The sequence below is a fragment of the Rhodoferax sp. AJA081-3 genome (assembly GCF_017798165.1).
In the GTDB taxonomy this organism is placed as follows: Bacteria; Pseudomonadota; Gammaproteobacteria; order Burkholderiales; family Burkholderiaceae_C; genus Allorhodoferax.
In genome coordinates, this window is the sequence record NZ_CP059068.1 from 2,094,960 (window position 1) to 2,117,813 (window position 22,854).

Here is a 22,854-nt window from a genome sequence, read left to right on the forward strand (position 1 = left end):
TGTCCTCGTTGTTCCGTTGCGGCTTAGCCATTCATGTGGAAAACCTGGCGCAGGTAGGCCAGGAAGGTCTGGTCATCACACAGCGTCTTGCCCGGAGAGTCGGACAACTTGGCCGTGGGCTGGCCATTGCAACTGACCAGTTTCATCACAATGTTCAGCGGCTGGTTCCCGGTGTCGTTGCTGAGGTTGGTGCCAATGCCAAAGCCGGTTTGCACGCGGTCGGCAAAGTGGCGGTGCAGGCTGATCGCGGCGGGCACGTCCAGCCCGTCGGAAAACACCAGGCGCTTGGAATGGGCATCCAGTTTCAGTTTGGCGTAATGCGCCAGGGCTTTTTCGCCCCACACCACCGGGTCGCCGCTGTCGTGGCGCAGGCCGTCAAACAGCTTGGCAAAGTACAGGTCAAAGTCGGCCAGGAAGGCGTCCATGCCCACCACATCGGTCAGCGCCACGCCCAGGTCGCCCCGGTACTCCTGCACCCATGATTCCAGCGCCGCCGTTTGAAACCCCTTGAGCTGCACACCCACCGCCTGGAAGGTTTGCAGGTATTCGTGTGCCATGGTGCCAATGGGCACCAGGCCCAGCTTCTTGGCCAGGTAGACGTTGGACGTACCCTTGAACACCTGCGGCACCTCACGCGCCAATGTGCTGGTCACCTCTTCCTGCCAGGCACCGGAGAAACGCCGGCGCACGCCAAAATCAAAAAACTCAAACGGGTGGCGGCGGTTTTCTCCGTTGTTGGCGTAGTCGCGCAACAGCACGATCTTGGCCTGCAGGCGTTTGCGCGCCTCGGCCAACGCCGCATCGTGGGCAGTGCCCTGCGCCAGGCGGCGGAAGTACAGCTCGTTGACGATGGCCAACACATAGATCTCGAAGCCCATCACATGGACCTGCGGCCCCTTGGCAACGATGTGCAAGGTATCGCCGTGGGTACTGACGGTGATGAAGCGACGCTGGAACTGGAACAGCCGCAGAAAGTCGATGTAGTCCGACGACAGGTAACGCAGCGCGCCCAAGTAGGCCAATTCGTCTTCGGTGAAGCGCAAGACGCACAGGGCGTCCAACTGCGCATTCACGTCTACTGCCAACTCGGCCAACGGAAAGGCCGGCGTGTTTCGGCATACAAAACTGTATTCGGCCTGGTTGGTGGGCATGGAATGCAACATGGGCTGCTGCATGGTGAACTTGTACAGGTCCGTCTCCAGCAGGCTGTTTATCACCGGCTGGAACATCTCGGGCTGGGCAGTCATGTCGGTCACTCCTGAAAACGATTGGTGGTGCTGCGGGGGTTGGCTGTACGGTAGCAAGGGTTTGTTTTTGCATCCTTGGAAGGCAGTGTAGCTTAGTTAGTTGCGCAATGCAATTAACTAAGCTACGCAGAGCATCCACCTGGGAGCAGTCCTGGCCCGCCACACACTGCGCTGTGCAGCACACTCTTTAAGCCAAATTGGCCTATAGCCCCCGTATTCATTGACTATGTCACTACACTTTTTATAGTGAATCGTCGCTAAAGGCACGGCGCGATGCCTGGCTCAGGGCCGCTCGCCGGTGCCATTGGCCGCCTTGCAGCGCGCTATGTCGCACGCGGTGGGCAGGGTTGAGCGGTACTCCACGCCTGGCGTTAGCTTGCCGCCACCGCGGATGCTGCAGGTCTGGCCTTTGCCATCGTTGTAATACGACGTCACGTCCACACAGCGCCGTGAATGGGCCATCACACCAAAGAAGTGGCCCATCTCGTGCGAGACCACCATTTGCAGCGTTTCCCGTGCGTCGTGCTGGGGGTTGACCTTGCGCAGCAGCGCAAACATGGCGGGGTTCAGCGACAGGGTCTTTTGGCTCAGGTTCGCCAGCCCCATATTGCCGGCGCTGCCGGCTTCGCTCCACACCACGCGCACCATGCCAGCCGCGCCAGCGTGTGCCGTAGCAGATGGTGTCAGCGTAACCTGCGCCGCCACCCCGCAGGGTGACCATGCCTTGGCGGCCGTTCGCACCGCCAACAACACAGTGGCCGCATCAAACCATGCGGGTGCACCTTCTGGTTCCAGCACAAAGTTCAGCGCTGCGGCCGCCGCCGGGCGGTCGCGTCCGTCACCCCAGGTCTGCAACTCGCCGGGTAGGCACTGCGCGATTTCCTGCTCGCGAAGCGACGCGGAGGGCGACGCGCCGGCGCTTAACGACAGCACGGCGGACAAGAGCAACGTGGCTCCCTTTGATAGTTTCAAGGTGTAGCTCTCAACTAGGGTTGTGGCGCAACCGGGTCAAGCAAGCAGCGCCGCCAACTCGGTGAGGTTGGCCACGACGTGGTGGGGTTGTTGCTCCGTGTGGCTCCAGGCGTGCGCTTCACGGTTGACCCAAACGGTCTGCATGCCGGCCCCCAGGGCGCCCAACACGTCCAGCGCGGCGTCATCCCCCACATGCAGCACATGGGCCGCTGGCACACCCACCTTATCGGCCGCCGCGTGGAAGATGCGGGCATCGGGTTTGGCAATACCAAAGTCGCTGGCGCTGAGGCTGTGTGTGAAAAATTGCCCCAGCCCCACGCGGGAGACATGGGCGTTGCCATTGGATACGGCCACCAGCGGAAAACGTGCAGACAGTGCTGCCAAGGCGGGCAATACGTCGTCAAACAACTCCACCCGCATACGCTCGGCAAAAAACACCTCAAAGGCGGGCTCGGCCAGGCTGGTGTCTTCCTGCGCACGCTGCAGTGCAGTGCGGATGGACTCGCGGCGGATGGCGCTGAGGTCATGGCCAAAATGCGGATAGTTTTGCACCACATGTTCGCGCACCGCCAGGCGCGCTTCTTTGTCAGCAAACACCGCCGCGGCACCAGGCGCACGCTCGGCCAGCCAGGCCGCCAACGCATGCTCGGCCCGCGTGATGGTCGGCCAAATAGGCCACAAGGTGTCGTCCAAGTCCAGCGTGATGGCTTTGATGCGGGAGAGATCCAAAGTCGTCATGGCAGCTCCCGCCCGCGTGCACTCTGGTACAGCGCATACCACTGCCCACGGGTCAGGGCCACGCGTCCCGCGTCGGCACACGCACGGATGCGCTCCGGGTTGGCCGTGCCGATGACCGGCTGGATGCGCGCCGGGTGCTTGAGCAGCCAGGCCAGCACAATGCTCTCGCGGGAGACCCCATGTGCACCGGCCAGTTGTTGCACCAGCTGCGCGGTGGCAACCACCGAAGGTGGCGCATCCTGCGGCGCCCCACCGCTGTACCAGCCCTTGCCGAGTGCACCCCAGGCCTGCAATGCAATGCCCTGGCTCTCGCAGTACTGCAGCGTGTCGCCCCACACCAGGGATGGCTGACCCTGCGCATCGTTGAAGCAGGTGTCAGCATCCAGCCAATCGGTTTTGAGCAGACTCATCTCCAGCTGGTTGGCCACCAGTGGCGTCTCCAGCGCAGTGACCAGCTGGCGCAACTGGCCGGCGTGCATATTGGACACGCCCAGCTGGCGCACCTTGCCCGCGGCAAAGAGCGTGCGCCAGGCTTCGTTGATTTCATCCGGCTCCATCAGCGGGTCGGGCCGGTGCAGCATCAGCACGTCGATGTAATCCGTGTTCAGGCGTTGCAGGCTGGCATGCACGGATTCAATGATGTGCTCGGCTGACAGGTCGTAGCGCTTGGGGCCATCCGCATCCTTGAAGCGTATGCCGCATTTGGTCTGCAGCTGCATACGCTGGCGCAGGCCGGGCTGCTGCTTGAACAGCGCACCAAAACATTGCTCGGCCTTGCCCAGGGTGTAGATGTTGGCGTGGTCAAACAGCGTGATGCCGATGTCCAACGCGGCTTCGACTGCGGCTTGCGCTTGGGATACATCTGCGGCCTGCAGCGGGTGGTTGTTCCAGCCACCGCCCAGGCCCATGCAGCCGTAGATGAGGCGGGAGTGGGTGGGCAAATTGTGTGTGGGGGATGTGGTCATGGGTTGGGGCACCTGTAGCTTGCCCAAAGTATCGCACCCTGTTGCGTGCGGCGCAGCCCACACATTTCTAGCGAACTGCGGCAATTTTTCACGCTTGGCGCGCTTACTGCATGCGGCTGTCACACAGCGGGTACTGTTGCCCCACTAAACTGCCCTTTTCAACTTTTTCTTGAACGGACCCGCGCCATGGATACCGCAAAAATCACCACCTGGGTAGACCAGGCACAGCCCATTCTGGTCGCCTTCGGGCTCAAGGCCCTGGGCGCCATTGCCGTGTTTGTGGTGGGCCGCTGGCTCATCAGTTTGGCCACCAGCCTGGTCGGCGCGGGCATGACGCGCCACAAGTTGGACCCCACGGTGCAGCGTTACCTGGTGAGCTTTATCACCGTGGCATTGAACATCATCCTGGTCGTGGCCATCCTGGGCTACTTTGGGGTGGAAACCACGTCATTTGCCGCCCTGGTAGCCGGCGCCGGTGTGGCCATTGGCGCGGCCTGGAGCGGTTTGTTGGGCAACTTCGCATCGGGCATCTTCCTGCTGGTGTTGCGCCCCTACCAAGTGGGCGACTATGTGGGGGTGGCTGGCATTGAAGGCACCGTGCTGGAGTTGGGCCTGTTTGGCACCACCATCAACACGCCCGACAACGTCAAAACCATTGTGGGCAACGGCAAGATCATGGGCAGCGACATCAAGAACTTCTCGGCCAACCCGCACCGCCGGGTGGAGCTGGTGGCCCAACTGGCGGGAAGTGCGGATGCACACAAGGCCATCGCGCTGCTGAAGGAGTCGGTGTCCAAGGTGGCCAACATCGCCAAGTCGCCCGCCGTGGATGTGGAGATTCTGGAGTTCAACGAGTTCGGTCCCAAACTCGCCGTGCGCCCCTACTGCCACACCGACCACTACTGGCAGGTGTACTTCGACACCAACAAGGCCATTGCCGACACCTTGGGCGCGGCGGGCTTCCCGGTGGCAACCCGCCCAGTCAAGATTTACCCCGTTTAACAAGGAGAAGGCAACATGGGAATATTCGATGCAGTGATGGGTGCCGTCAGCGGGCACGTTCAGCAAAATGGCGGCCTGGGCGAAGTCTTGGGTGGCCTGCTGGCCAACAATTCCGAGCTGGGTGGACTGAGCGGCCTGGTGGACAAGTTCCAACAGAACGGCATGGGCGACATCGTTGGCTCGTGGATCGGCACAGGCCAAAACCTGCCCATATCGGCCGACCAGATTGCCAGCGCATTGGGCAGCGGCCCACTGGCCAATATTGCCAACCAGTTGGGTCTGGACCCGGCCCAGGTATCGGGCCAGCTGGCGCAGATGTTGCCCGGCATCATCGACCAGCTCACCCCCAACGGCACCCTGCCGCAGGGTGGGCTGGGTCAGCCTGCCGACCTGATGGGCATGCTGGGCGGTCTGCTCAAGGGTTAGGCCAGGCGGAAAACGGCCACGGCCTGTACCAGCTCTTGTGCGCGGGTTTTCAGGTTGTCGGCTGCCGCCGCGCTTTGCTCCACCAGCGCGGCATTTTGTTGAGTGGCATGGTCCATTTGTGCCACCACTTTGCTGACCACCGCAACGCCCTGGCTTTGCGCCTTACTCGCCGCACTGATCTCCCCGACCAGGGTGCTGACACCCTGGATGGCAGCCACCACTTCCTGCATGGTGGCGCCCGCACGGTCCACCAGGGCCGACCCCTGCTCCACCCGCTCCACGCTGGTCGCGATAAGGCCCTTGATTTCGCGCGCCGCACTGGCACTGCGCTGGGCCAGGCTTCGGACTTCGGTGGCAACCACAGCAAAGCCGCGCCCCTGATCACCTGCACGGGCCGCCTCAACCGCCGCATTCAGCGCCAGGATATTGGTCTGAAACGCAATGCCATCAATCACACCAACAATGTCTGCAATACGGCGTGAGCTGTCGTTGATACCCTGCATGGTGCTGACCACATCCGCCACCACCGAGCCACCCCGAATCGCCACCGTGCAGGCGCTTTGGGCCAGTTCATTGGCCTCGCCCGCACCTTCGGCATTGCGGTCAACGGTGCTGCCCAGTTCATCCATGGAGGATGCCGTTTGCTGCAGGGCCGATGCCTGGCTCTCGGTGCGGTTGCTCAGGTCGGCATTGCCTGCGGCAATTTCGCTGCCTGCCATGGCCACACTCTCTGCATTGGCGCGCACGGCAGACACCGTCTGCGCCAGGCTCTGTTGCATATTGCGCAGCGCATCCAGCAGATTGCCCAAGGGGCCGCGGTCATAGGGAATGGCATTGGCCAGTTCACCCTCGGTGATTCGGTTGGCGATGTCCGTTGCCAGCGCCAGGGGGCCGGTAAGAACTTTGAAGATCCACATGGCCAACGCGGCGCATAACACCAGCGCCACCAAACACAGCCCCATGACCATGGCGCGGACCCAGCTGGCCTCTTGTTGCAGGCGGCCTGACTCCGCTTGCGCAGCACCTGATTGCAGATCAATCTGCTTGGTCATTGCGGCGACCAGTGCGGAGCCAACCGGTGTGGTGTGCTGGCTGCGCCAGGCCTTGGCCTCGTCGTTCTGCCCGGCTATGCGCATCTCAAACCACTTGGGCCTGACCTTCTCGTAACGTGCAAAACCTTCCCGCAAGGTTTGCAGGCCCTCCCGTTCTGTAGCCGAAAGCGACTGACCGGCGTAAGCGGTCAAAGCCTGGTCGATCGTGGCGAAGTGTTTGGCTTCGGCCTGCGCCAGCTTTGCCGTGCCTTCAGCATTCGCGGACATGGCTTGCGAGATGGCGTAGCGCAGTTCCCAGAGCGCACTGTTGGCCGTGAGCAGGTGGCCGGCACGGAGGGTGCCGTCGGTCAGGGACTGGTAGTTGCCCTGGGTGCGGAAGGTGAAGGTTGCCGCCACAACGGACACCAGGGCCACAAAAACAAATATGGCGCCGAAGGCAGCCAGCAACCTGGCGTTGAGTGAATTTTTCATGTGTCGCCGTCCCTGAAAGAACCAAAACATCTGCATGGTCCCCCGGCAAGGTCTTGGGCGCCTCACACACAGGGATGCGAATTCACAACGACGGAGTAACTATGTCTGATTTCCCAGGGTCTCGCAACTGGCAATAAAACGCCCACCTACACGGACAAGCTGCGGCGCAGGTCCGCACCACTGAGCCGCTGGCCCGCACGGTGGGTTTGCAGCATCTTTAACAACTGGGCGTTGGCGGGTGCGGCCGTGCCGTGCTGTTGCGCCAGCCGCACCACGGCGCCGCACAGGTCGTCGATCTCGGTGGTGCGGCCCTTTTGCACATCGTCCCACATGGAGGAGCGCGCGGACGGGTCTATGCGCAGCATGCGCGCCGCTACCAGCTTGAACAAAAAGTCCGGCAGGCGCAGTACCTTAGGCAACAGACGCGGCGGCGCGCTGGCGACCTTGGCCGGTGTGATGCCAGCCGCGTCCATCGCACGCAGGGCTTCGGTCTGCAGCGCTGACAGCACCACACGGTAGTTGCGGTCCATCAGCTCGTCGCGCAGCGGCAAGTCCGACAGTGCGTTGACCGGGTTGTTCAGGTTCAGCAGCAGCTTGCCCCATTGCACCGACTGCATATCGGGCACCACCACCATGGGCAGGCCGGCAGCATCGCAACAGGCAACCACCTCGGCGCTCTGCTTGGATGCGCCTATCTGCAAATATCCAGTGGTGGCGCGGTGCACCTTGGCGGGGCTGGACAAGACCACGTTGTAAGGCACCATGCCAGCCACCACCTCCAAGTGCGGCGCGGCGTCACGGATACGCTGCACGTTGTCAACACCGTTTTGCAGGGAGATGACCAGTGTGCCCGCGCCAAACGCGGCACCGATTTCGGCAGCGGCCTGGGCGGTTGCACCACCTTTTACACACAACAACACCACGGCTGCGCCACTAAGGTCCACATCGGCTACCGACACCGCAAACCGCAATCGGTCCGCCGGCACATGGGCGCTGAAGCCGTCCATGTCGGACACCGTCAAGCCGTGGATGGCAATCTCACCCAGGATGGCGGGCCTACCGACCAAGCTGACCCGCTGCCCGCTGGCGGCAAGCCGCCCGCCGACATAACAGCCAATGGCGCCAGCGCCTACTACGATGAAATGCATAGACCCTCACTCGGTAAAAGAACAACACCACGCATGCAAGCCACACAGATTGCTACTATAACCATAGCAATACCAATAGATAACACGGGGGCTAGCTGCCAGTTTTACCACAATGCATCAAGCAACCAGCAACTAAACCACCTTCGTATCCAATCTCACTCTGGCCCACTGTTAGCATGCCCCCATGTCCCAACGCATCGCAATCATCGGCAGTGGCATGGCAGGCTTGGCGGCCTCGTGGTTCCTGGGTGAGCACCACCACGTCACACTGTTGGAGCGCCAGCCGCGCCTGGGCATTGGCGCACACAGTGTGCAGGCGCCGGGCGGCGTAGTGGATGTGCCACTGCGTGTCATCTACCCTGGTTATTACCCCGAACTGTTTGCGCTGCTGGCGCAGACCGGTGTGCCGGTCGAGCCGCTGGACGCATCCATCGGCTTTTCTGATCTGGGGGGTGCAAGTTACTTCCGCTACAGCAATATCCATGCGCTGGGCAAAAGCCTGCCTTGGGTGACACCCGCCACCTGGCTGCGCAGCGCACCACGGCACATCCTGTTCGACCTGGGCCGGTTTTTGTGGGAAGCGCCCAAGGCCCTCGTGGCGGGCGCTTTGCACGACCGCACCATTGGTGACTACCTGGACCTGCAGAAGTATTCCCACGATTTCACCGACCGCTTTTTGGTCCCCGCCTTTGCCGGCATCAACACGGTGAGCTGCCAGGAGGTGCGCAACTACCCCGCCGAGCTGATTGCGCAGTACTTCAACCGCGACTTCATTGTCTCCAGCGTCTACCGCGCCGTAGGGGGTGCGGCGGCCATTGCGCAGGCGCTGTCGGCACGGGTGGCGCAGTTGCGCCTGGGCGCGTGTATACGCAGTGTGCACCGGCATGCGCAGCACGTCGTCATCACCCTGGAGGACGGCAGCACCGAGCACTTTGGCGCCGTGGTCTTTGCCACACAAGCCAACCAGGTGGCGGCCATGCTGCATGACGCAAGCCCCGAAGAACGGGCTGTACTGCAGGCCGTGCGTTACGGCGGCGTGCGCGTGGTCATGCACCACTATGCGCGCCTGATGCCCGGTGACCCCAAGGACTGGAGCCCGGTCAACTACGTGGTGTCACCCGACCATGACAGGCCCATGGTCAGTATCTGGGTCAACCGCCTGCTGCCCGCCTACCAGGACGCGCGACCCCTGTTCCAGACCATCAACCCCATGCTGGAACCAGCGGCGGAACTGGTGCTGCAAGACTGCCAGCTGCAGCGCCCCATCGTGGACCTGGCCACACAGGCCAACTTGCAGCAGCTGGACACACTGCATGCGCAGCCGGGGCGGCGTGTGTTCTTCTGCGGCTCGTACGCCGCACAGGGCATCCCGCTGCTGGAGAGTGCGGTGGCATCGGCACTGCATGTTGCGCAGGCTATAACGCAGGCGGATGGCTTCACGCGCTGACCTGCACTCGGTCAGGCCCTCTCGCTCGACAACATCGCTTCCTCAAAAGCACTGGGCCGCTTCTGGCTAAACATCAGGGTCAATATGCGGCTGCAGCGGGTCATGGCCACGTACATCAGGTTGCGCTCGTCGTCCAGTGTGCCGCCATCATCCGCCGGGAACTCCCCCCGCGCGATGAATGGAATGGTCACCCGCTCAAACTCCAGACCCTTGACCGAGGGGATGTCGGTGAGGATGAGAGAGTTCTTGCGCGCCTTGGCATCCCCTAACTTCTCGTAGGAGAGATCCAGCTCATTGATGTGGCGAAAGAAGGCGGCAGCGCTGTCAAAAATCATAGCGGCCTGTTTCAAACCATCCAGGTGCGCCACGGCGTCTGCACACCGCTGGCGTTCCACCCAATGGTGGGCGGCAAGACCCGGCATGTCCAGCGCTTGCAGCATGGCATCCAGCATGGTGTCACCCGTGTGGGTTGCGGCCACGGCCATGGCGGCCTCCAGGCGACGGCGTATGGCGGGATCCGCCTTGGCGATCACTTGCCTTTTGAGGAACGTGCCCCACAAGCTTTGGTCGTGCAGGATCTCCTTGACGGCGGCATGGAGGCGTTCGTCCTGGGACTCTGCTTCGCTCTCGGCATAGTCAAACTGCACACCCGCAAGATCCACAAGCGCCTGCACCATGCGATGGCGGGCGCGGTGGCTCGTGACCAACTCAAACTCTGGACGGGATGCCGCAAGCAACGCCCTGACCATCAACACCTCCGGGCGGTGCAAGTAGGTGGGAAAGGGGTAGGTGCGGTAAGGTATTTTCTGCTCCAGCAGAAAATTCTCAATCAACACCGACTGGTGCGGATGGCGCAGCAAGACGACAAACTGGCCCATCGCCCCGCCGTGGCGCTGCCAGGCGGCCGCGTCTTCAACAATTTTCTGCGCACACTCCAATGGCGCTGCATAGAAAAACGGATGAACCTCGGTCTCGTGTTTGGCAAACGAAGCGTAAGGTTTGGCAGCCAGATTGCCGGCCAATTCCGCCAGGCGCACCGCAAACCGGTACGAGCCGGGCAGGTGCATCACCGTGGTGGCACGCCCGGTTTCCCGCGCAAAGTAGGCAGCATCCATGAACTTGGGCTCCGCGCCCGCCTTTTGGTGCAAGACCTGGTCAGGGTCTCCCACCCCACAGAAGACGGCATTTGTGTTGCTCTCCAACAGGCGGCGAAGCAGGGTGAACATCGCCGCGTTCATATCGTGGAACTCATCAACACACAACAAGTGCAGACCGCCTGGCCATTTGGAGAACAGGTTTTGGGGCATTTCCACCGACATGTCGCCCAAGGTGCTGGCCAGATCGTAGGTGGCATCCCCCGGCGCGCGGAACAACGGTGGCTCTTCTTCTGACGGCCTGCGCAAACGCTCCAAGCGCTCCAGGACCTTGAGGACCGTGTAGTCCTCACCTGCGTTGTCGGCAAGCTGGCGGTCAACACGTTCGCCCAACCACCGCGCTTCAGGCAGCACCATCTTGCCCTTGATACGCAAGCTCTGATGGATAAGCTGCTCATAAAACCCGCCGCCCTCGTCGCTGGGGACCTGCAGGTGGTGGTCGCCCCGCTGCTCGGCGCGTGTGCGCACTTCATCCATGCATTGCGCAATGTAACCCTTGAGTTCCTCGGGGGTCTTGACCGTCCTGGCGCGGCTGCCCTCCGGCTCCTGCAGCATGTAAACCGCGAATTCGTCAAAGGTGTTGATCCAGAGCTCTTTGACAACCTCGGCTGGAACACCGATTTTTTCCAACGCGCGCCTGAATGCCAACCCCGCTACCTCGGTGTAGGTCAAGGTCAGGATTTTCTTGGGCCAATACCGCCCCGTTTTGCGCCGCTGTTGCTCCAGAACCTCTGCAACCTTGAGCGCGAGGCTGGTGGTCTTGGCGGCCCCGGCGTTGGCGTCCACGATGATCGACGGGCTGTTGCTGGTTTGCAGCTCCACCTGCTGCCGCGAGGGCGTGATGTTTTGCGGGTGGAAAAGCGGTGGTGACGTCATTGCGACCCTGTTTTTGGAATGCGCCACATCTTAAGCGGATGTGCGGGGCCATCCCGCCACATTTAATTCACGCTTTTTGAATCCAACGGCCAGGCCGCTGCGTATTCACCTCTGAGCACCTTCCCGCTCCCGTTCATGTCATTCAAGGAGATACCCATGCAGTTCAAATTTGGCAACGTCGCAAAGGCGTGTTTGTTGTTGGTTACCGCCAGTGCGGCGATGGCGGCCAGCCACCGCGAAGCCCCGTTTATCACCACCAGCCCCAAGGTCGATGGCACGGACTTCTATATGTTCCGCAGCTACGAAGGCGTCAGCGCCACGGGCACCGGTGGCCGCAGTGACTACGTCACGATGATCGCCAACTACCAGCCGCTGCAGGGCCCCTACGGCGGCCCCAATTACTTCTCGATGGACCCCAACGCCTTGTACGAGATCCACCTGGATAACAACGGCGACGCCAAGGAAGACATTACCTTCCAGTTCCGCTTCACCAACAAGCTCAACAGCGTGGCCTTACCCATAGGTAGCGCCAACGTTGCCATCCCGCTGATACAGGCCGGTGCCGTCAGCAACCTGACCGACGCGAACCTGAACCTGAACGAAACCTACACCGTGGCCATGGTGCGCGGGGACCGCCGCAAGGGTACGTCTCAGTCCGTTGCCAAGACCAATGGTGCTTCTACCTTTGAGAAGCCGGTGGACTACATCGGCACCAAAACACTGGGAGATGCCACCGCCTATGAGGCCTATGCCCAGAAACACGTCCATGCAGTCAAGGTACCCGGCTGCCCTGCTGGCAAAGACACCGGTTATGTATTTGTAGGCCAGCGCCAGGAAGGTTTTGCCGTCAACCTGGGCACGGTGTTTGATCTGGTCAACGCTCCCGCGTCGTTCCTGCTGGACCCCGCTAACAAAGACGCGGCCGGCCAGGGCGGCAAACACTACATCCAGAAGAACAACGTGACCTCCATCGCGTTGGAAGTGCACAAGGATTGCCTGACCGCTGGCAGCGACCCCGTCATTGGCGGCTGGACCACGGCCAGCATGCGCCAGACACGCCTGCTCAACGGCAAACCCGCATCCGGCCATCAGACCAGCGAGAAGGCGGGCGGCGCCTGGGTGCAGGTCTCGCGCCTGGGCAACCCGTTGGTCAACGAACTGGTGATTGGCCTGCCAGACAAAGACAAGTTCAATGCTTCCAAGCCACAAGACGACACCCAGTTCCTGACCTATGTAACCAACCCCACGCTGCCTGCGCTGTTGGGCGTGGTGTTGTCGGGCAGTGCCACTGCACTGGCACCTACCAACCTGCCCCGCACCGACCTGGCTACCGTGTTCTTGACCGGTATCACCGGCGTGAACAAGCCCACATCTGCAACCCCGTCTGAAGTGCTGCGCCTGAACACCGCAATTGCCCCCGTGCAGTTTGCCGACCAGAACCGCCTGGGCGTGGCCGGTGAAGTGCTGCGTGTCGGTGGTACCGCCAACCTGGCCACGGCCAAGGATCTGGCTGGCTTCCCCAATGGTCGTCGTCCCAAGGATGACGTGGTCGACATCGCACTGGTGGCTGTATTGGGTGGCCTGTGCGTCATCAACGGTGACAACAACTCGCTGGCTCTGAACGGTGTGCCAGGCGTGCCATCGCTCACATCGGCGTGCAAGGCTTCCAGCGTACCGCTGGGTGGTACATCCGCCAATATCCACGACGGCGTGGACCAGGCCACCGTGCCCTTCCTGAACCGCTTCCCTTACCTCAACACCCCCAATGCCGGCTCTGCCGCCAACTAACCCCCACCACGTGAGGAACACACCATGCACAAAACTTTGATGAACACCCGTTGGTTGGCGGTAGTCAGTGCCACAACACTGCTGGCCGCCTGCGGTGGCGGCGGCGGTGGCACAACAACCCCCGCCGGCCCCACGCTGGTGGTAGGAACCGATGTGCCAGTTACCGTGGAGCATAGCGCCACGGGTGTAGTGGCTTTTGCTAAGACACAACTGGCAGCTACCAGTGAAACCAGTGACCCACTGGTGCTGGGCGACGCCAAGTTGGCCACTGACGATGCATCTGAGCCGGCCGACATCTAAGGCCGCGTCCATGCTGCGCAGCGTTGCGCTGCTGGGCTGCCTGTGGGGTCCAGCGGCGCAATGTGTGCAGGCACACGAGTTCTGGTTGACGCCCATCGCCTCACCGCAGGCGGTGGGCACAACGGTGAATCTCCGTCTGGAAGTGGGCGAATTTTTTACCGGCGAGGCAGCCGGTTTTTCCATTCCCACAACACGCGCACTGCGCCATTACCGCGCTGGGCAGCCCGCCCAAGAACTGCGGCCCTTTTTGCCAGCCGAGGCACCCGAGGCAGAGGTTGCTCTGGCGCTGGATACACCCGGCACCCACCTGCTGGCCTATGACAGCACGCCCCAATACATCACGCTGGAAGCCAACACGTTTCACGCGTATTTGCACGACGAAGGACTGGATTTTGTGAAGACCCAGAGAGAGCAGGCGGGCACCGCCAACTCACCCGCGCGCGAACGTTACCGCCGCCACATCAAGACGCTGATCGAGGTTGGCCCCAATCCCCAGGCCGTGCAGGCCCTGGACCCCACCTACGCCGTGCATGCAGGCCAGCGCCTGGAGCTGACGCCGGCGCGCAACCCGCTGGCACTGGCACCGGGGGACGCATTGCCCATCACAATACTGTTCGATAACCAACCCCTGGCAGGTGCACTGGTCAAGGCCTGGCACAAACACAACGGCCAGTTGGTGATGATCCGCGCCACTACATCGGCACAGGGCGAGGTCACATTCAACCTGCCCTATGCCGGTGACTGGATGGTGAGCGTGGTGCACATGACCCCGGCGGTCGATGGTGATGAAGAAGGTGTGGACTGGGACAGCTTCTGGGGCAACCTGACATTCCACGTGCCCAGCAGATCACTTCAAAAGTGATAGCAATTCAGGTATATGCGACGGGGGCTAGAGGCCACAAATGAAGAAGGGCACCAGGTTTCCCTGGTGCCCTCAAACCGACCCACAGTTTGATTCAGCCAACTGGGTCGCAGCGTCCGCTGGTTAAAGCGGTAGTCTTTGCTACAGCGTTGTTAGTGCAACTGTGCTTGACTTTCTTGGCTGTCAGCAGCCCGACATAAGTACCGGGCATGCACTTACAACGCAGACTTGCCCATGCAGTTGACCGTGTTTACTTTTGTTTACCAGGCGCTATGTTCGCTGGCGAACCGACCCTGCGTTCCATCCCAGATAAGGTTCATATGGGGTCGCATGCTTGCGAGTACAGCATGTACGATGCTATACATTAGATAGCGCAATCGTTATATTATTCGCGGGCTAGAGGCCACTTTTGCCAACACTCTCCGGGGTAAGGACCAGCGCCTGTGCATAATCCCGCCATGACTATATGGACTGATCCCCATGCGTGGCAATGGCTTGGCAAGGCCTTCGCCGCCAACTTTGTACGCGAGGGCTTGTACTACCTGCTCGCCGCGCTGCTGCTCTGGCTGGTGGTACACAAGTGGCTGCACAAACGTCTGGCGCACCGCGTGATTGCAGGCTGGCCCACCAGCGCTGACATGCGGCGCGAGATGGTGTATTCGTTCTCCACACTGCTCATCTTCTCGGCCCAGGGCCTGGTGGTGTTTGCCAGCGTCTTGCGTGGCGACATGGTCATCTACTTCAAGCCCGGCCAGTATGGCTACTGGTGGCTGGCGCTCAGCCTGCCTGCCATGCTGCTGTGGCATGACTTCTATTTCTACTGGACCCACCGCCTGCTGCACAGCCGCTGGCTGTTTCGCCGCGTGCACGGCGTCCACCACCGCTCACGCAACCCGTCGCCCTGGGCGGCGTATGCGTTCCACCCCTTGGAGGCCTTCATCAACAGCCTGGTGACCCCCCTGGCGTTGATGGTGGTGCCACTGCATGGGCTGGTGTTGCTGGTCTTCACCTTCCACCAGATCGTGCGCAATGCCCATGGGCATTTGTCCATTGAAACCATGCCGCGCGGCTTTGCCCGGCATTGGCTGGGTGGGCGCTTCACCACGACGACACACCACCACCTGCACCACGAAACCGCGCAGGGTAACTATGGGCTGTGGTTTACGTGGTGGGACCGGTGGATGGGGACCGAGCGGGAGGATTACCACGCGCGGTTTGAGAAGGTGACGCAGGCACACGCAGCACGCACCTGACCACTGGGGTCAACGGGGTTCGACCTGCACCATGTAGTCGGTGGAGCGCGCGGTCTTCATGCCGCGGGCTTGCATCTCTGCCACAAAGTCAACACCCAGTTGTTCAAAGCCTCCCACACTGTTGCAGCAATCGGTCAGCAGCACCAGCTTGGCAATGTTGTCCTCGCCAAAGTTGTTGGCAATGTCGCGCACGGTGTTGGCCACACAGTGCGACAGCGCCTCGCCGGCAACGATGACCACGTCTGCGTCGGACAGCGTGTGGATCAAGCGGCTGTTGAGCAAGGTGTCGGGGTCCGACGGGTCTGGCACTTCGGCCTGCACGGCGGAGTAGTGTTCGGTAAAGGGGTTGGTGCCCTTGGTCACGTAGTCCACCACATCCAGCTTTCTGCGTGCCCATGCGTCCAGCGATTGCGCCACGGCGGTGTGTATGTTGTGGCCCCAGTGGCCGATCAGGCAGTGCTCGGGCCACACCACCAGCGCATAACGCTGGGCCGACTCCAGTTGCTCCACGTACTGGCGGCTGCGCTCTTGCAACCGCACATCACGCGCGCGCCACAGGCCTGCTGCAAGGTCTTTGGACGTGATGACGGTAAACGGCGCGGGCGACTGGCCCTTGTCATTGGTCCACCAGGTGGGGTGGGCAATGTCGATGGGGTTGTGCGAGTCCAGCGTGACGTGGATGCCAGACAGTGTGTCGCCCACGCGGTCTATAAAGGCAGCCAGGCGCTGCATGTCCTGGTCGGCACCCGTGACCGGCAAGGCCGGCGCGGGATGGGCGCCCCGCGAAATATCGCAAAAGTCGTTTTGCGGATCGATGACGAGCAGGCGGACGTTGGTGGATGCCTTCATGGAGATGGTCCTCTTGGTGTGTCTACGGCTTCAGTATAATCATGTTATTTACATTTTGCAACTAACTAAATTCACCAATGAAATTCTCAGGTTAATCGCTAGAATGAAAAAACCATGCCAAACCCCGAAACCGACTGGACCATCATTGTCACTGTAGACGTGGTGCTGTTTGCACTGCACGACAAACAGCTGCATGTGGTGCTCAGCCGTCGCCCCAACGAGCCCTTTGCCGGCCAATGGGCATTACCCGGCGGTTATGTACACCAACAAGAAGACACCGACAGTCTGGCCGCTGCGCTGCGTGTGCTGCGTACCAAGACCGGCATAGCTCCGCCCTACCTGGAGCAGCTGTACAGCTTTGCCGATGGCGCGCGTGACCCACGGGGATGGTCAGTCAGCCTTAGCTACTTTGCACTGGTAGACCATGCGGTGCTGGCCAACGCACAGACTGCGGCACCGGGCCTTGGGTTTGATCTGGTGGATGTGAACGCCGTGCCACGCCTGTCGTTCGACCACAACCGTATTTTTGAGACTGCACTCAAACGTCTGCGCGACAAGAGTGCATATTCCACGCTGCCCTGTTACCTGTTGCCAGAGCAGTTCACCTTCGCCCAGGTGCACGAGACCTATGAACACGTGATGGGCGTGGCGCTGGACAAGAGTGCCTTCCGCCGCAAGCTGACTGAGATGGACGTGCTGGAAGAATGCAAAGGCCAGCGCGTGGGCGGCGCACACCGGCCGGCGCAGTTGTTCAAGGTGAAGGCGGATGTGGCGAACCGGCTGCGGCTGCTGGAACGACCGCTGGCCTAATATGCAGGCGCTTTTACACGTCATCACAGAACTATTGAAAGGCAGAACAGCATGAAAAAATCTACAGCCAGCCTCGCCCAGTGCGTCATATTGCTTGCAATCTGCTTGCCATCGGCGAACGCGCAAGGTGTCGAGAAGTCATTCGCCGCTTTCACATCCTGTACTGGCAGCTTCTTCAAGGCCATGGAGGCGGAAGCCGTTGCATGGCGCGCACATACCGGCATCGCCAGCAATGCAGGTGTGAGCTGGATCAAGACCGCAGACCGCAGTGCAACGAGTGGCAATGTGGCTGAGCTCAAAGGCAAGCCCGTTGTCGCAGGTGTGACGCTAACGCACTATCTGGATGAGTCCTCGAATTTAGGGGCAGGCGGCCTTTACTATTACTGGGGTTTCAAAGCAGAAGGCACTGTTGAAAGAGTCGCTGAACAGCTCAAGCCACTCATCTTTCACAGCAGCAGGCTGCGCAAAGACAAGGATGTCTTCGTACGCACGGAGGTGAAGGCATCTGATGGCCGGTGGACTGCAGTGGCCACACAAAGTGGTAGCGCACCGGGCTTCCTGTCGACCGAACGGGCTTTCCTGATTGAACCCGATGCGGATATACCGAATACTGTGAAGGTGCTCTGCTCCCTACAAGGGGATATCACAGCTGAAGTTCTGCTAAGCACTCGCCCCGACATTTCTTCCAGCGACCATCCAAAGCGATTGAATCCGAATCTCTTTGAAGAAACTGCCCCAAATGACCAGGCCCAAAACGCCATACTGGCAGCCATTGCCGGAAAACCAGACTGGAAACCAAAATTTAAACGCGTGACCTATGACACGACGTACAAGTTAGTAGAAATCGTCAGTAGTGAAGATGGGCTGGTGAACGTGAAAGAGAGCTATTCGCGCTTCAAAGTGCAGCGTCAAATGGCAGCTGGACTGCTACAGCTCAAATCAAGAATGAATACGAACCAAGCGGTGAATGTGACCGATCAACTGACTGTTGAATTGCCACCCAATTTTGATATCAGCCAAACGCTCAAGTTCAAGCAAACCAGCAACTACCAACCTCTTGCCATCGATAGTCAGCCGATGACATATGGTCTGACATGCGAAGTCAATTCAACGATCAGCGCATCAAAAATATTTGCCTCGTTAGTCGGCGATGCCGTGCTATTCAACTGTATTGATGACGAAAGCAAAAAGAGCGATGGAAAGGCATTTCTGAGAGATTTGGGAATCTTCATCGAATACACACCGGAAACCCTCACACTGCTTCTAACTACGGTTCCAGCCAAGCCAAAGTACCGTCGATTTGATGTTGAGCGCTAAGGCTGCCTTCGGGCTATCAATTTGTAGTTTGGCCAAAATTTAGCCACGACTTTTTCTTGCACTCAGGAATTTCTTCCTTTGGCACTGGAACGCGCAACTCGGGGTCGGTATCGTCGAATATCTCTTGGTTGCAGTATCCAATATATTTCCCACCGGTAAACGTAACACTAAGTTCAATCGTGTATTTTTTTCCGTTCTCAGGTGTGAAACGATGGTTAAAGGGTCCACACGACCCTCCCGCCACATAAGCACTGCTTCGAATTTGAACTGGGCTCGATCCGGGGACGTAACGAGTTAACGCCGTATCGATAGGAACGTATTTTTGGAGGGCCCTCTTGGGGAGTGTCAGAATTTCTGTGTGTGAGGCGGTTTCAGAAATCAGCTGATGGGTAAATTTTATTCAAACTAAGGCCCCTGCCAGGCCGCCGGAGGCCCCCCCCGGTAGAACCCTGAGTGGCAGGGTTCAGCTCCTTCATTTTGCACCCCCGTGAGTGGGCTGCGTGAACCTGTCGCCGTAGAGGATGGCAAACTGGTTCATGGCTGATTTCCAGTGGTTAGCCGCACGTCCCCAATCCTCGGTAATGTTGCGCAGTGCCAGCCAGATCAGCTTGGTGGCCGCATCGTCACTGGGGAAGTGTCCTCTGACTTGATGATCTTGCGCAGTCTGGCATTTACGCTCTCAATGGCATTGGTCGTGTAGATCACACGGCGTACCTCGGGCGGGAACGCAAAGAAGGGAATCACTCTGTCCCAAGCCCTGCGCCAGGCTCCCACCACGGTGGGGAACTTCTGGCCCCAGGGACCTGCCTCAAATGCATCGAGTTCAGCCTGTGCTGCCTCTGCGCTCACCGCCGTGTAGATGGGTTTGATGGCCGCAGCCAGCGCCTTGCGATCCTTCCAACTGGCAAAGTCCAGGCTGTTGCGTATCAGGTGCACGATGCACGTTTGCAGTGTCGTGGCCGGGAACACCGCGCCCAGGGCCTCTGGCATGCCTTTGAGCCCGTCGGTGACGGCAATCAGGATATCCTGCACACCTCGGGTCTTCAAATCGTTGAACACTTTCATCCAGAATTTGGCCCCTTCGGTGTTCTCGACCCAGATCCCCAGGATGTCGCGGCTGCCATCGGCCAGCACGCCCAGGGCCAAGTACACGGCCTTGGAGCGCACCACCCCGTCCTCACGAATCTTGACGCGCAGCGCATCGAAGAACACCACCGGGTACATGGATTCCAATGGGCGGCTCTGCCAGGCTGTCACCTCGCTCATGACTTCGTCAGTCACGCGGCTGATGAGGTCGGGCGATACATCGACCGAGTACATCTCGCTCAAAAACGCCTGTATCTCGCGCACGGTCATGCCACGCGCGTACATGGCGATGATCTTGTCGTCAAAGCCGGTGAAACGGCGCTCGTGTTTGCCGATGAGTTGGGGTTCGAACGTGCCTTCCCGGTCGCGCGGGACGTCAATGCGCAGGGCTCCTGCATCGGTCAGTACCGTCTTAGCGCTTTTGCCGTTGCGGTGGTTTGCAGGCGCTCCCTCGGGTTTGGCCTTGCCCGGCGCGTAGCCCAGGTGATGGCTCATTTCTCCAGCCAGTGCCCGCTCCAGCACGGCCTTTTTGAACTGGTCAAACAGTCCCTGGACTTGACCGGCTGTCATGGGGCCGGTCACCAGTTGGTCCAGCAACTCGGCTGGGATTTGAAGTTGTGTTGCGTTGTCCGCCACCGTGGCGCTCTTTGTCTTGCTTGGCATTCATGCTCCTTGTTGACATGTTATGCCTCGCACACAAAATTTCTGACAGGCTCCCCTCTTGCCAAAAATAGAATCCTTGTACTTTTCATTCCACTCTTCGACCTTTTTCTGCCGCTCAGCCTCGTCCTCAGGTGACAACTTGCTGACGGTCCCGATGCGATCAAAACTCCCACATTGCTTGCTTGCATCCGACTTGTCAAAATAAACCGTTGCCGCTCCGGTGTTGGTCGCAAAGTTGAGCTCAGCCACTGCTTTCATATCACTTGGCTCGCCTTTCGCGTTGAGCCGCATGGCATGCGCGATTTTCATCTGAAGGAACATTTCGTCCAACCAAACCATATAGTTGGGATGGATAGAGCGTACTCCGTTAGTTTCGGTGTAGTTCAGATTCTTGCTCGTGACGTATGCCGTCTTAAATCCCGCATGGTCGTAAGTGAAAACGACAGACACATAGTGGTTATTGCCCTTGTTAAATTCAAGCTGCAGGGACCCAGGGCTGTCGGATTCAACCTTATAGCTCAGCTCTTTGTATTTCCCAGCGCCTGCCAGTATGTAGTCGCGAATTTGCTCCGCGGTACGCGATGACTGTTCTTCGAACGTGTAGCTCTTTTCCACGAGGGGTGCAGATCTAGCTGCCCAAGCACCGCTCATCCCGAACAGTAGGCAGACCAGCGCAATGGCTGTTGAGACATTAATTTTCATAGCTGAGCGTATTCATTTGCACGCCTGGTTGGCAAGCAATCATACATTTACAAAGCCCTATCGCTTGAGCCAACGATGGCATCGGCGACTTCCCCATGCACACCCACACATACTCTACCTGCACGGCTTTCGCTCGTCGCCCGGATCCCCCAAAGCACGCCTCACCTCTGCTGCGGTGGCGGAGCGTATTCCGCGCATCAAATGGCTCTGCCCCACCTTACTTGCAGCTCCCAAGCAAGCGATGCAGAGCCGCAGACCGACCGCCGAGTTGTTCAAGGTGAAGGCGGATGTGGCAAACCGCCTGAGGCTGTTGGAACGGCCGCTGGGCACGCCGGCTTTGAACTGACGGCTAGAATCAAACACAGACTACCGACGTTTGGTTCGGAACGTCACAACTACCCCAATTTTGTATGCCGCCCAATGCCACAAGCGCGGGGCGTTCACTGTGGGCGCTATGGCGCCCGAAGTGGCTTGCGCTCCCTGCCAACGACCTGCTGCGTGACGCCACGTACCGGCGTCTTTGGCTGTCTATTTTGATCAGCTCCTTTGGTGGCCAGATCACCATGCTGGCCCTGCCCATGACGGCGGCGGTGTTGCTCCACGCAACGCCGTCGCAGATGGGCATTCTCACGGCGATGGAGTTGCTGCCTTTTGTTCTGTTGTCCTTGCCAGCCGGGGTTTGGCTCGACCGGGTGCGCAAGCTGCCGGTCTATGTGGTGGGCGAGGGCCTGATAGCAGTGGTGCTGGCCAGTGTGCCGTTGGCCTGGTATTTCGACCTGCTGAACATGCAGTTCATGTACATCGTGGCCTTTGCCATCGGTTGTGTTTTTGTGACGGCCGGCACGGCCGCACAGATCGTACTGACACAGGTGGTGCCCCGCGAGCGCCTGGTCGAAGCCCACGCAAAAAATGCCCTGGCTTCGTCGGGTGCTGACGTTGCTGGTCCGGGCGTTGCCGGGGCCTTGATCAAGCTGGTGGGTGCGCCGTTTGCACTGCTGGCAGACGCCGTGTTGCTGGCCTTTAGCGTGTTCATCTTGCGCGGTCTGAAGGTGACCGAGAACCGCATCAACAACGAGGCAACCCACTTTTGGCGCGACCTGAAAGACGGCCTGCGCTTTGTAGCCAGCCAGCCCCTGTTGGTGTCACTTGCGGTATCCGTAGGGGCTTGGCAGTTCTTTCACCAGTGTGCGATGGTGGTGCAGATTCTGTACGCCACGCGCGAGCTGGGCTTGAATGAAAACCAGGTGGGCCTGTGTTACGTGGGCTTGGGCGTTGGCACTGTCTTGGCCAGCATTTTCGGCAACCGCATTTCGCGCCGCATCGGCCCCGGCCCTTGCCTGGTGCTGGGGTTTTCCGTCTGTGGCGTCGGCTGGCTGCAACTTGCACTGGTGCCCACAGGCGTGTGGGGGATTGTTTCGTTTGTAGGGATGCTGATGTGTTTTGGCATGGGCGCGGTACTCCTGTTCATCAACTTTCTGGCCTTGCGCCAAGCCGTCACCCCCGAACCCCTTTTGGGCCGCATGACCAGCACCATGCGCTGGCTGATCCTGATCCCGGCGGGGCCGGGTGCCCTTGCGGGTGGCTACGTGGGAGAGCACCTGGGGCTTCGCTACGCAATGGGTATTGGCGGCATAGGCGCACTGCTGTTGGCCGGCTGGGCGTGGAACCACGACAGCATTCGGCAGATCCGCAGCTTGCCAGAGCCCAGTACAGCGTCCGCATGAAG

At 60.1% G+C, this 22,854-nt stretch carries 20 protein-coding genes and 1 pseudogene; 11 read left to right on the forward strand and 10 right to left on the reverse strand.

Annotated elements, in window-relative coordinates; translation table 11 throughout:
• Positions 1-23 precede the first annotated feature (23 nt).
• The 4 genes from pncB to HZ993_RS09785 all read right to left on the reverse strand — a co-directional run bounded on the left by pncB (position 24) and on the right by HZ993_RS09785 (position 3,922).
• A complete protein-coding gene (pncB, locus tag HZ993_RS09770) occupies positions 24-1,247 on the reverse strand; it encodes a nicotinate phosphoribosyltransferase (protein ID WP_245213897.1) in 1,224 nt (407 codons plus the stop codon).
• 282 nt (positions 1,248-1,529) lie between these two features.
• Positions 1,530-2,219, reverse strand: coding sequence for a hypothetical protein (locus HZ993_RS09775; RefSeq protein WP_209397490.1), 690 nt, complete (start codon positions 2,217-2,219; stop codon positions 1,530-1,532).
• A gap of 36 nt (positions 2,220-2,255) precedes the next feature.
• Complete coding sequence (locus HZ993_RS09780) at positions 2,256-2,957, reverse strand: HAD family hydrolase (RefSeq protein WP_209397492.1); 702 nt, start codon at positions 2,955-2,957, stop codon at positions 2,256-2,258.
• On the reverse strand, positions 2,954-3,922 hold the full coding sequence (locus HZ993_RS09785; protein ID WP_209397494.1) for an aldo/keto reductase family oxidoreductase: 969 nt from the start codon (positions 3,920-3,922) through the stop codon (positions 2,954-2,956). Before HZ993_RS09785 ends, HZ993_RS09780 begins: the two co-directional genes overlap by 4 nt.
• Before the next feature lie 186 nt (positions 3,923-4,108).
• Between HZ993_RS09785 and HZ993_RS09790 the strand changes: the two genes are divergently transcribed.
• Both HZ993_RS09790 and HZ993_RS09795 read left to right on the forward strand, forming a co-directional pair.
• Positions 4,109-4,924, forward strand: a complete 816-nt coding sequence (locus tag HZ993_RS09790; protein WP_209397496.1) for a mechanosensitive ion channel family protein — start codon at positions 4,109-4,111, stop codon at positions 4,922-4,924.
• Between the two features lie 15 nt (positions 4,925-4,939).
• The gene (locus HZ993_RS09795; RefSeq protein ID WP_209397498.1) at positions 4,940-5,350 is read left to right on the forward strand and encodes a YidB family protein; all 411 of its coding nucleotides are present in this window, start codon (positions 4,940-4,942) and stop codon (positions 5,348-5,350) included.
• Here HZ993_RS09795 and HZ993_RS24850 read toward each other — a convergent pair.
• On the reverse strand, positions 5,347-6,873 hold the full coding sequence (locus tag HZ993_RS24850) for a methyl-accepting chemotaxis protein (protein WP_305847095.1): 1,527 nt from the start codon (positions 6,871-6,873) through the stop codon (positions 5,347-5,349). The two genes, HZ993_RS09795 and HZ993_RS24850, sit on opposite strands and share 4 nt — an antisense overlap.
• Before the next feature lie 146 nt (positions 6,874-7,019).
• Complete coding sequence (locus HZ993_RS09805; protein WP_209397500.1) at positions 7,020-8,021, reverse strand: 2-dehydropantoate 2-reductase; 1,002 nt, start codon at positions 8,019-8,021, stop codon at positions 7,020-7,022.
• Positions 8,022-8,205: 184 nt separating this feature from the next.
• Between HZ993_RS09805 and HZ993_RS09810 the strand changes: the two genes are divergently transcribed.
• A complete protein-coding gene (locus HZ993_RS09810) occupies positions 8,206-9,468 on the forward strand; it encodes an FAD-dependent oxidoreductase (protein ID WP_209397502.1) in 1,263 nt (420 codons plus the stop codon).
• An 11-nt stretch (positions 9,469-9,479) separates the two neighbouring features.
• On the opposite strand, the gene HZ993_RS09815 is transcribed toward HZ993_RS09810, so the two are convergent.
• A complete protein-coding gene (locus HZ993_RS09815) occupies positions 9,480-11,498 on the reverse strand; it encodes a UvrD-helicase domain-containing protein (RefSeq protein ID WP_209397504.1) in 2,019 nt (672 codons plus the stop codon).
• Between the two features lie 156 nt (positions 11,499-11,654).
• Here HZ993_RS09815 and HZ993_RS09820 point away from each other — a divergent pair, with 156 nt between their 5' ends.
• The 4 genes from HZ993_RS09820 (at position 11,655) to HZ993_RS09835 (ending at position 15,701) form a co-directional block, all read left to right on the forward strand.
• A complete protein-coding gene (locus HZ993_RS09820; protein ID WP_209397506.1) occupies positions 11,655-13,286 on the forward strand; it encodes a DUF4331 domain-containing protein in 1,632 nt (543 codons plus the stop codon).
• A 24-nt stretch (positions 13,287-13,310) separates the two neighbouring features.
• Positions 13,311-13,586, forward strand: a complete 276-nt coding sequence (locus HZ993_RS09825; RefSeq protein WP_209397508.1) for a hypothetical protein — start codon at positions 13,311-13,313, stop codon at positions 13,584-13,586.
• Between the two features lie 10 nt (positions 13,587-13,596).
• Positions 13,597-14,448 carry a DUF4198 domain-containing protein gene (locus HZ993_RS09830; protein WP_209397510.1) on the forward strand — a complete coding sequence of 284 codons (852 nt, stop codon included), beginning with the start codon at positions 13,597-13,599 and terminating at the stop codon, positions 14,446-14,448.
• Between the two features lie 458 nt (positions 14,449-14,906).
• Positions 14,907-15,701: a sterol desaturase family protein gene (locus HZ993_RS09835; RefSeq protein WP_209397512.1), complete on the forward strand. Its 795-nt coding sequence runs from the start codon at positions 14,907-14,909 to the stop codon at positions 15,699-15,701.
• Between the two features lie 9 nt (positions 15,702-15,710).
• Here the strand turns inward: HZ993_RS09835 and HZ993_RS09840 are convergent, their stop codons facing one another.
• Positions 15,711-16,550: an isochorismatase family protein gene (locus HZ993_RS09840; protein ID WP_209397514.1), complete on the reverse strand. Its 840-nt coding sequence runs from the start codon at positions 16,548-16,550 to the stop codon at positions 15,711-15,713.
• A 114-nt stretch (positions 16,551-16,664) separates the two neighbouring features.
• Between HZ993_RS09840 and HZ993_RS09845 the strand changes: the two genes are divergently transcribed.
• On the forward strand, positions 16,665-17,360 hold the full coding sequence (locus tag HZ993_RS09845) for an NUDIX domain-containing protein (protein WP_209397516.1): 696 nt from the start codon (positions 16,665-16,667) through the stop codon (positions 17,358-17,360).
• 51 nt (positions 17,361-17,411) lie between these two features.
• Positions 17,412-18,677 carry a hypothetical protein gene (locus HZ993_RS09850; RefSeq protein WP_209397518.1) on the forward strand — a complete coding sequence of 422 codons (1,266 nt, stop codon included), beginning with the start codon at positions 17,412-17,414 and terminating at the stop codon, positions 18,675-18,677.
• 472 nt (positions 18,678-19,149) lie between these two features.
• On the opposite strand, the pseudogene HZ993_RS09855 reads toward HZ993_RS09850, so the two are convergent.
• Both HZ993_RS09855 and HZ993_RS09860 read right to left on the reverse strand, forming a co-directional pair.
• Positions 19,150-20,426 (reverse strand): annotated as a pseudogene (locus tag HZ993_RS09855) (IS256 family transposase).
• Positions 20,427-21,128: a hypothetical protein gene (locus HZ993_RS09860; protein ID WP_209397520.1), complete on the reverse strand. Its 702-nt coding sequence runs from the start codon at positions 21,126-21,128 to the stop codon at positions 20,427-20,429.
• Between HZ993_RS09860 and HZ993_RS09865 the strand changes: the two genes are divergently transcribed.
• The gene (locus HZ993_RS09865; protein WP_209397521.1) at positions 21,103-21,474 is read left to right on the forward strand and encodes a YqiA/YcfP family alpha/beta fold hydrolase; all 372 of its coding nucleotides are present in this window, start codon (positions 21,103-21,105) and stop codon (positions 21,472-21,474) included. The genes HZ993_RS09860 and HZ993_RS09865 overlap by 26 nt on opposite strands.
• Before the next feature lie 64 nt (positions 21,475-21,538).
• Entirely contained in the window at positions 21,539-22,852 is a 1,314-nt protein-coding gene (locus HZ993_RS09870; protein WP_209397523.1) for an MFS transporter, read from the forward strand.
• Positions 22,853-22,854: the final 2 nt, after the last annotated feature.

What these genes read in the sequence shown, in the direction of transcription:
- pncB (WP_245213897.1), bottom strand. Translation starts at nt 1,247, where the DNA reads ATGACTGCCCAGCCCGAGATGTTCCAGCCGGTGATAAACAGCCTGCTG.
- HZ993_RS09780 (WP_209397492.1), bottom strand. Translation starts at nt 2,957, where the DNA reads ATGACGACTTTGGATCTCTCCCGCATCAAAGCCATCACGCTGGACTTG.
- HZ993_RS09785 (WP_209397494.1), bottom strand. Translation starts at nt 3,922, where the DNA reads ATGACCACATCCCCCACACACAATTTGCCCACCCACTCCCGCCTCATC.
- HZ993_RS09790 (WP_209397496.1), top strand. Translation starts at nt 4,109, where the DNA reads ATGGATACCGCAAAAATCACCACCTGGGTAGACCAGGCACAGCCCATT.
- HZ993_RS09795 (WP_209397498.1), top strand. Translation starts at nt 4,940, where the DNA reads ATGGGAATATTCGATGCAGTGATGGGTGCCGTCAGCGGGCACGTTCAG.
- HZ993_RS24850 (WP_305847095.1), bottom strand. Translation starts at nt 6,873, where the DNA reads ATGAAAAATTCACTCAACGCCAGGTTGCTGGCTGCCTTCGGCGCCATA.
- HZ993_RS09805 (WP_209397500.1), bottom strand. Translation starts at nt 8,021, where the DNA reads ATGCATTTCATCGTAGTAGGCGCTGGCGCCATTGGCTGTTATGTCGGC.
- HZ993_RS09810 (WP_209397502.1), top strand. Translation starts at nt 8,206, where the DNA reads ATGTCCCAACGCATCGCAATCATCGGCAGTGGCATGGCAGGCTTGGCG.
- HZ993_RS09815 (WP_209397504.1), bottom strand. Translation starts at nt 11,498, where the DNA reads ATGACGTCACCACCGCTTTTCCACCCGCAAAACATCACGCCCTCGCGG.
- HZ993_RS09820 (WP_209397506.1), top strand. Translation starts at nt 11,655, where the DNA reads ATGCAGTTCAAATTTGGCAACGTCGCAAAGGCGTGTTTGTTGTTGGTT.
- HZ993_RS09825 (WP_209397508.1), top strand. Translation starts at nt 13,311, where the DNA reads ATGCACAAAACTTTGATGAACACCCGTTGGTTGGCGGTAGTCAGTGCC.
- HZ993_RS09830 (WP_209397510.1), top strand. Translation starts at nt 13,597, where the DNA reads ATGCTGCGCAGCGTTGCGCTGCTGGGCTGCCTGTGGGGTCCAGCGGCG.
- HZ993_RS09835 (WP_209397512.1), top strand. Translation starts at nt 14,907, where the DNA reads ATGACTATATGGACTGATCCCCATGCGTGGCAATGGCTTGGCAAGGCC.
- HZ993_RS09840 (WP_209397514.1), bottom strand. Translation starts at nt 16,550, where the DNA reads ATGAAGGCATCCACCAACGTCCGCCTGCTCGTCATCGATCCGCAAAAC.
- HZ993_RS09845 (WP_209397516.1), top strand. Translation starts at nt 16,665, where the DNA reads ATGCCAAACCCCGAAACCGACTGGACCATCATTGTCACTGTAGACGTG.
- HZ993_RS09850 (WP_209397518.1), top strand. Translation starts at nt 17,412, where the DNA reads ATGAAAAAATCTACAGCCAGCCTCGCCCAGTGCGTCATATTGCTTGCA.
- HZ993_RS09865 (WP_209397521.1), top strand. Translation starts at nt 21,103, where the DNA reads ATGGCTGTTGAGACATTAATTTTCATAGCTGAGCGTATTCATTTGCAC.
- HZ993_RS09860 (WP_209397520.1), bottom strand. Translation starts at nt 21,128, where the DNA reads ATGAAAATTAATGTCTCAACAGCCATTGCGCTGGTCTGCCTACTGTTC.
- HZ993_RS09870 (WP_209397523.1), top strand. Translation starts at nt 21,539, where the DNA reads ATGCCGCCCAATGCCACAAGCGCGGGGCGTTCACTGTGGGCGCTATGG.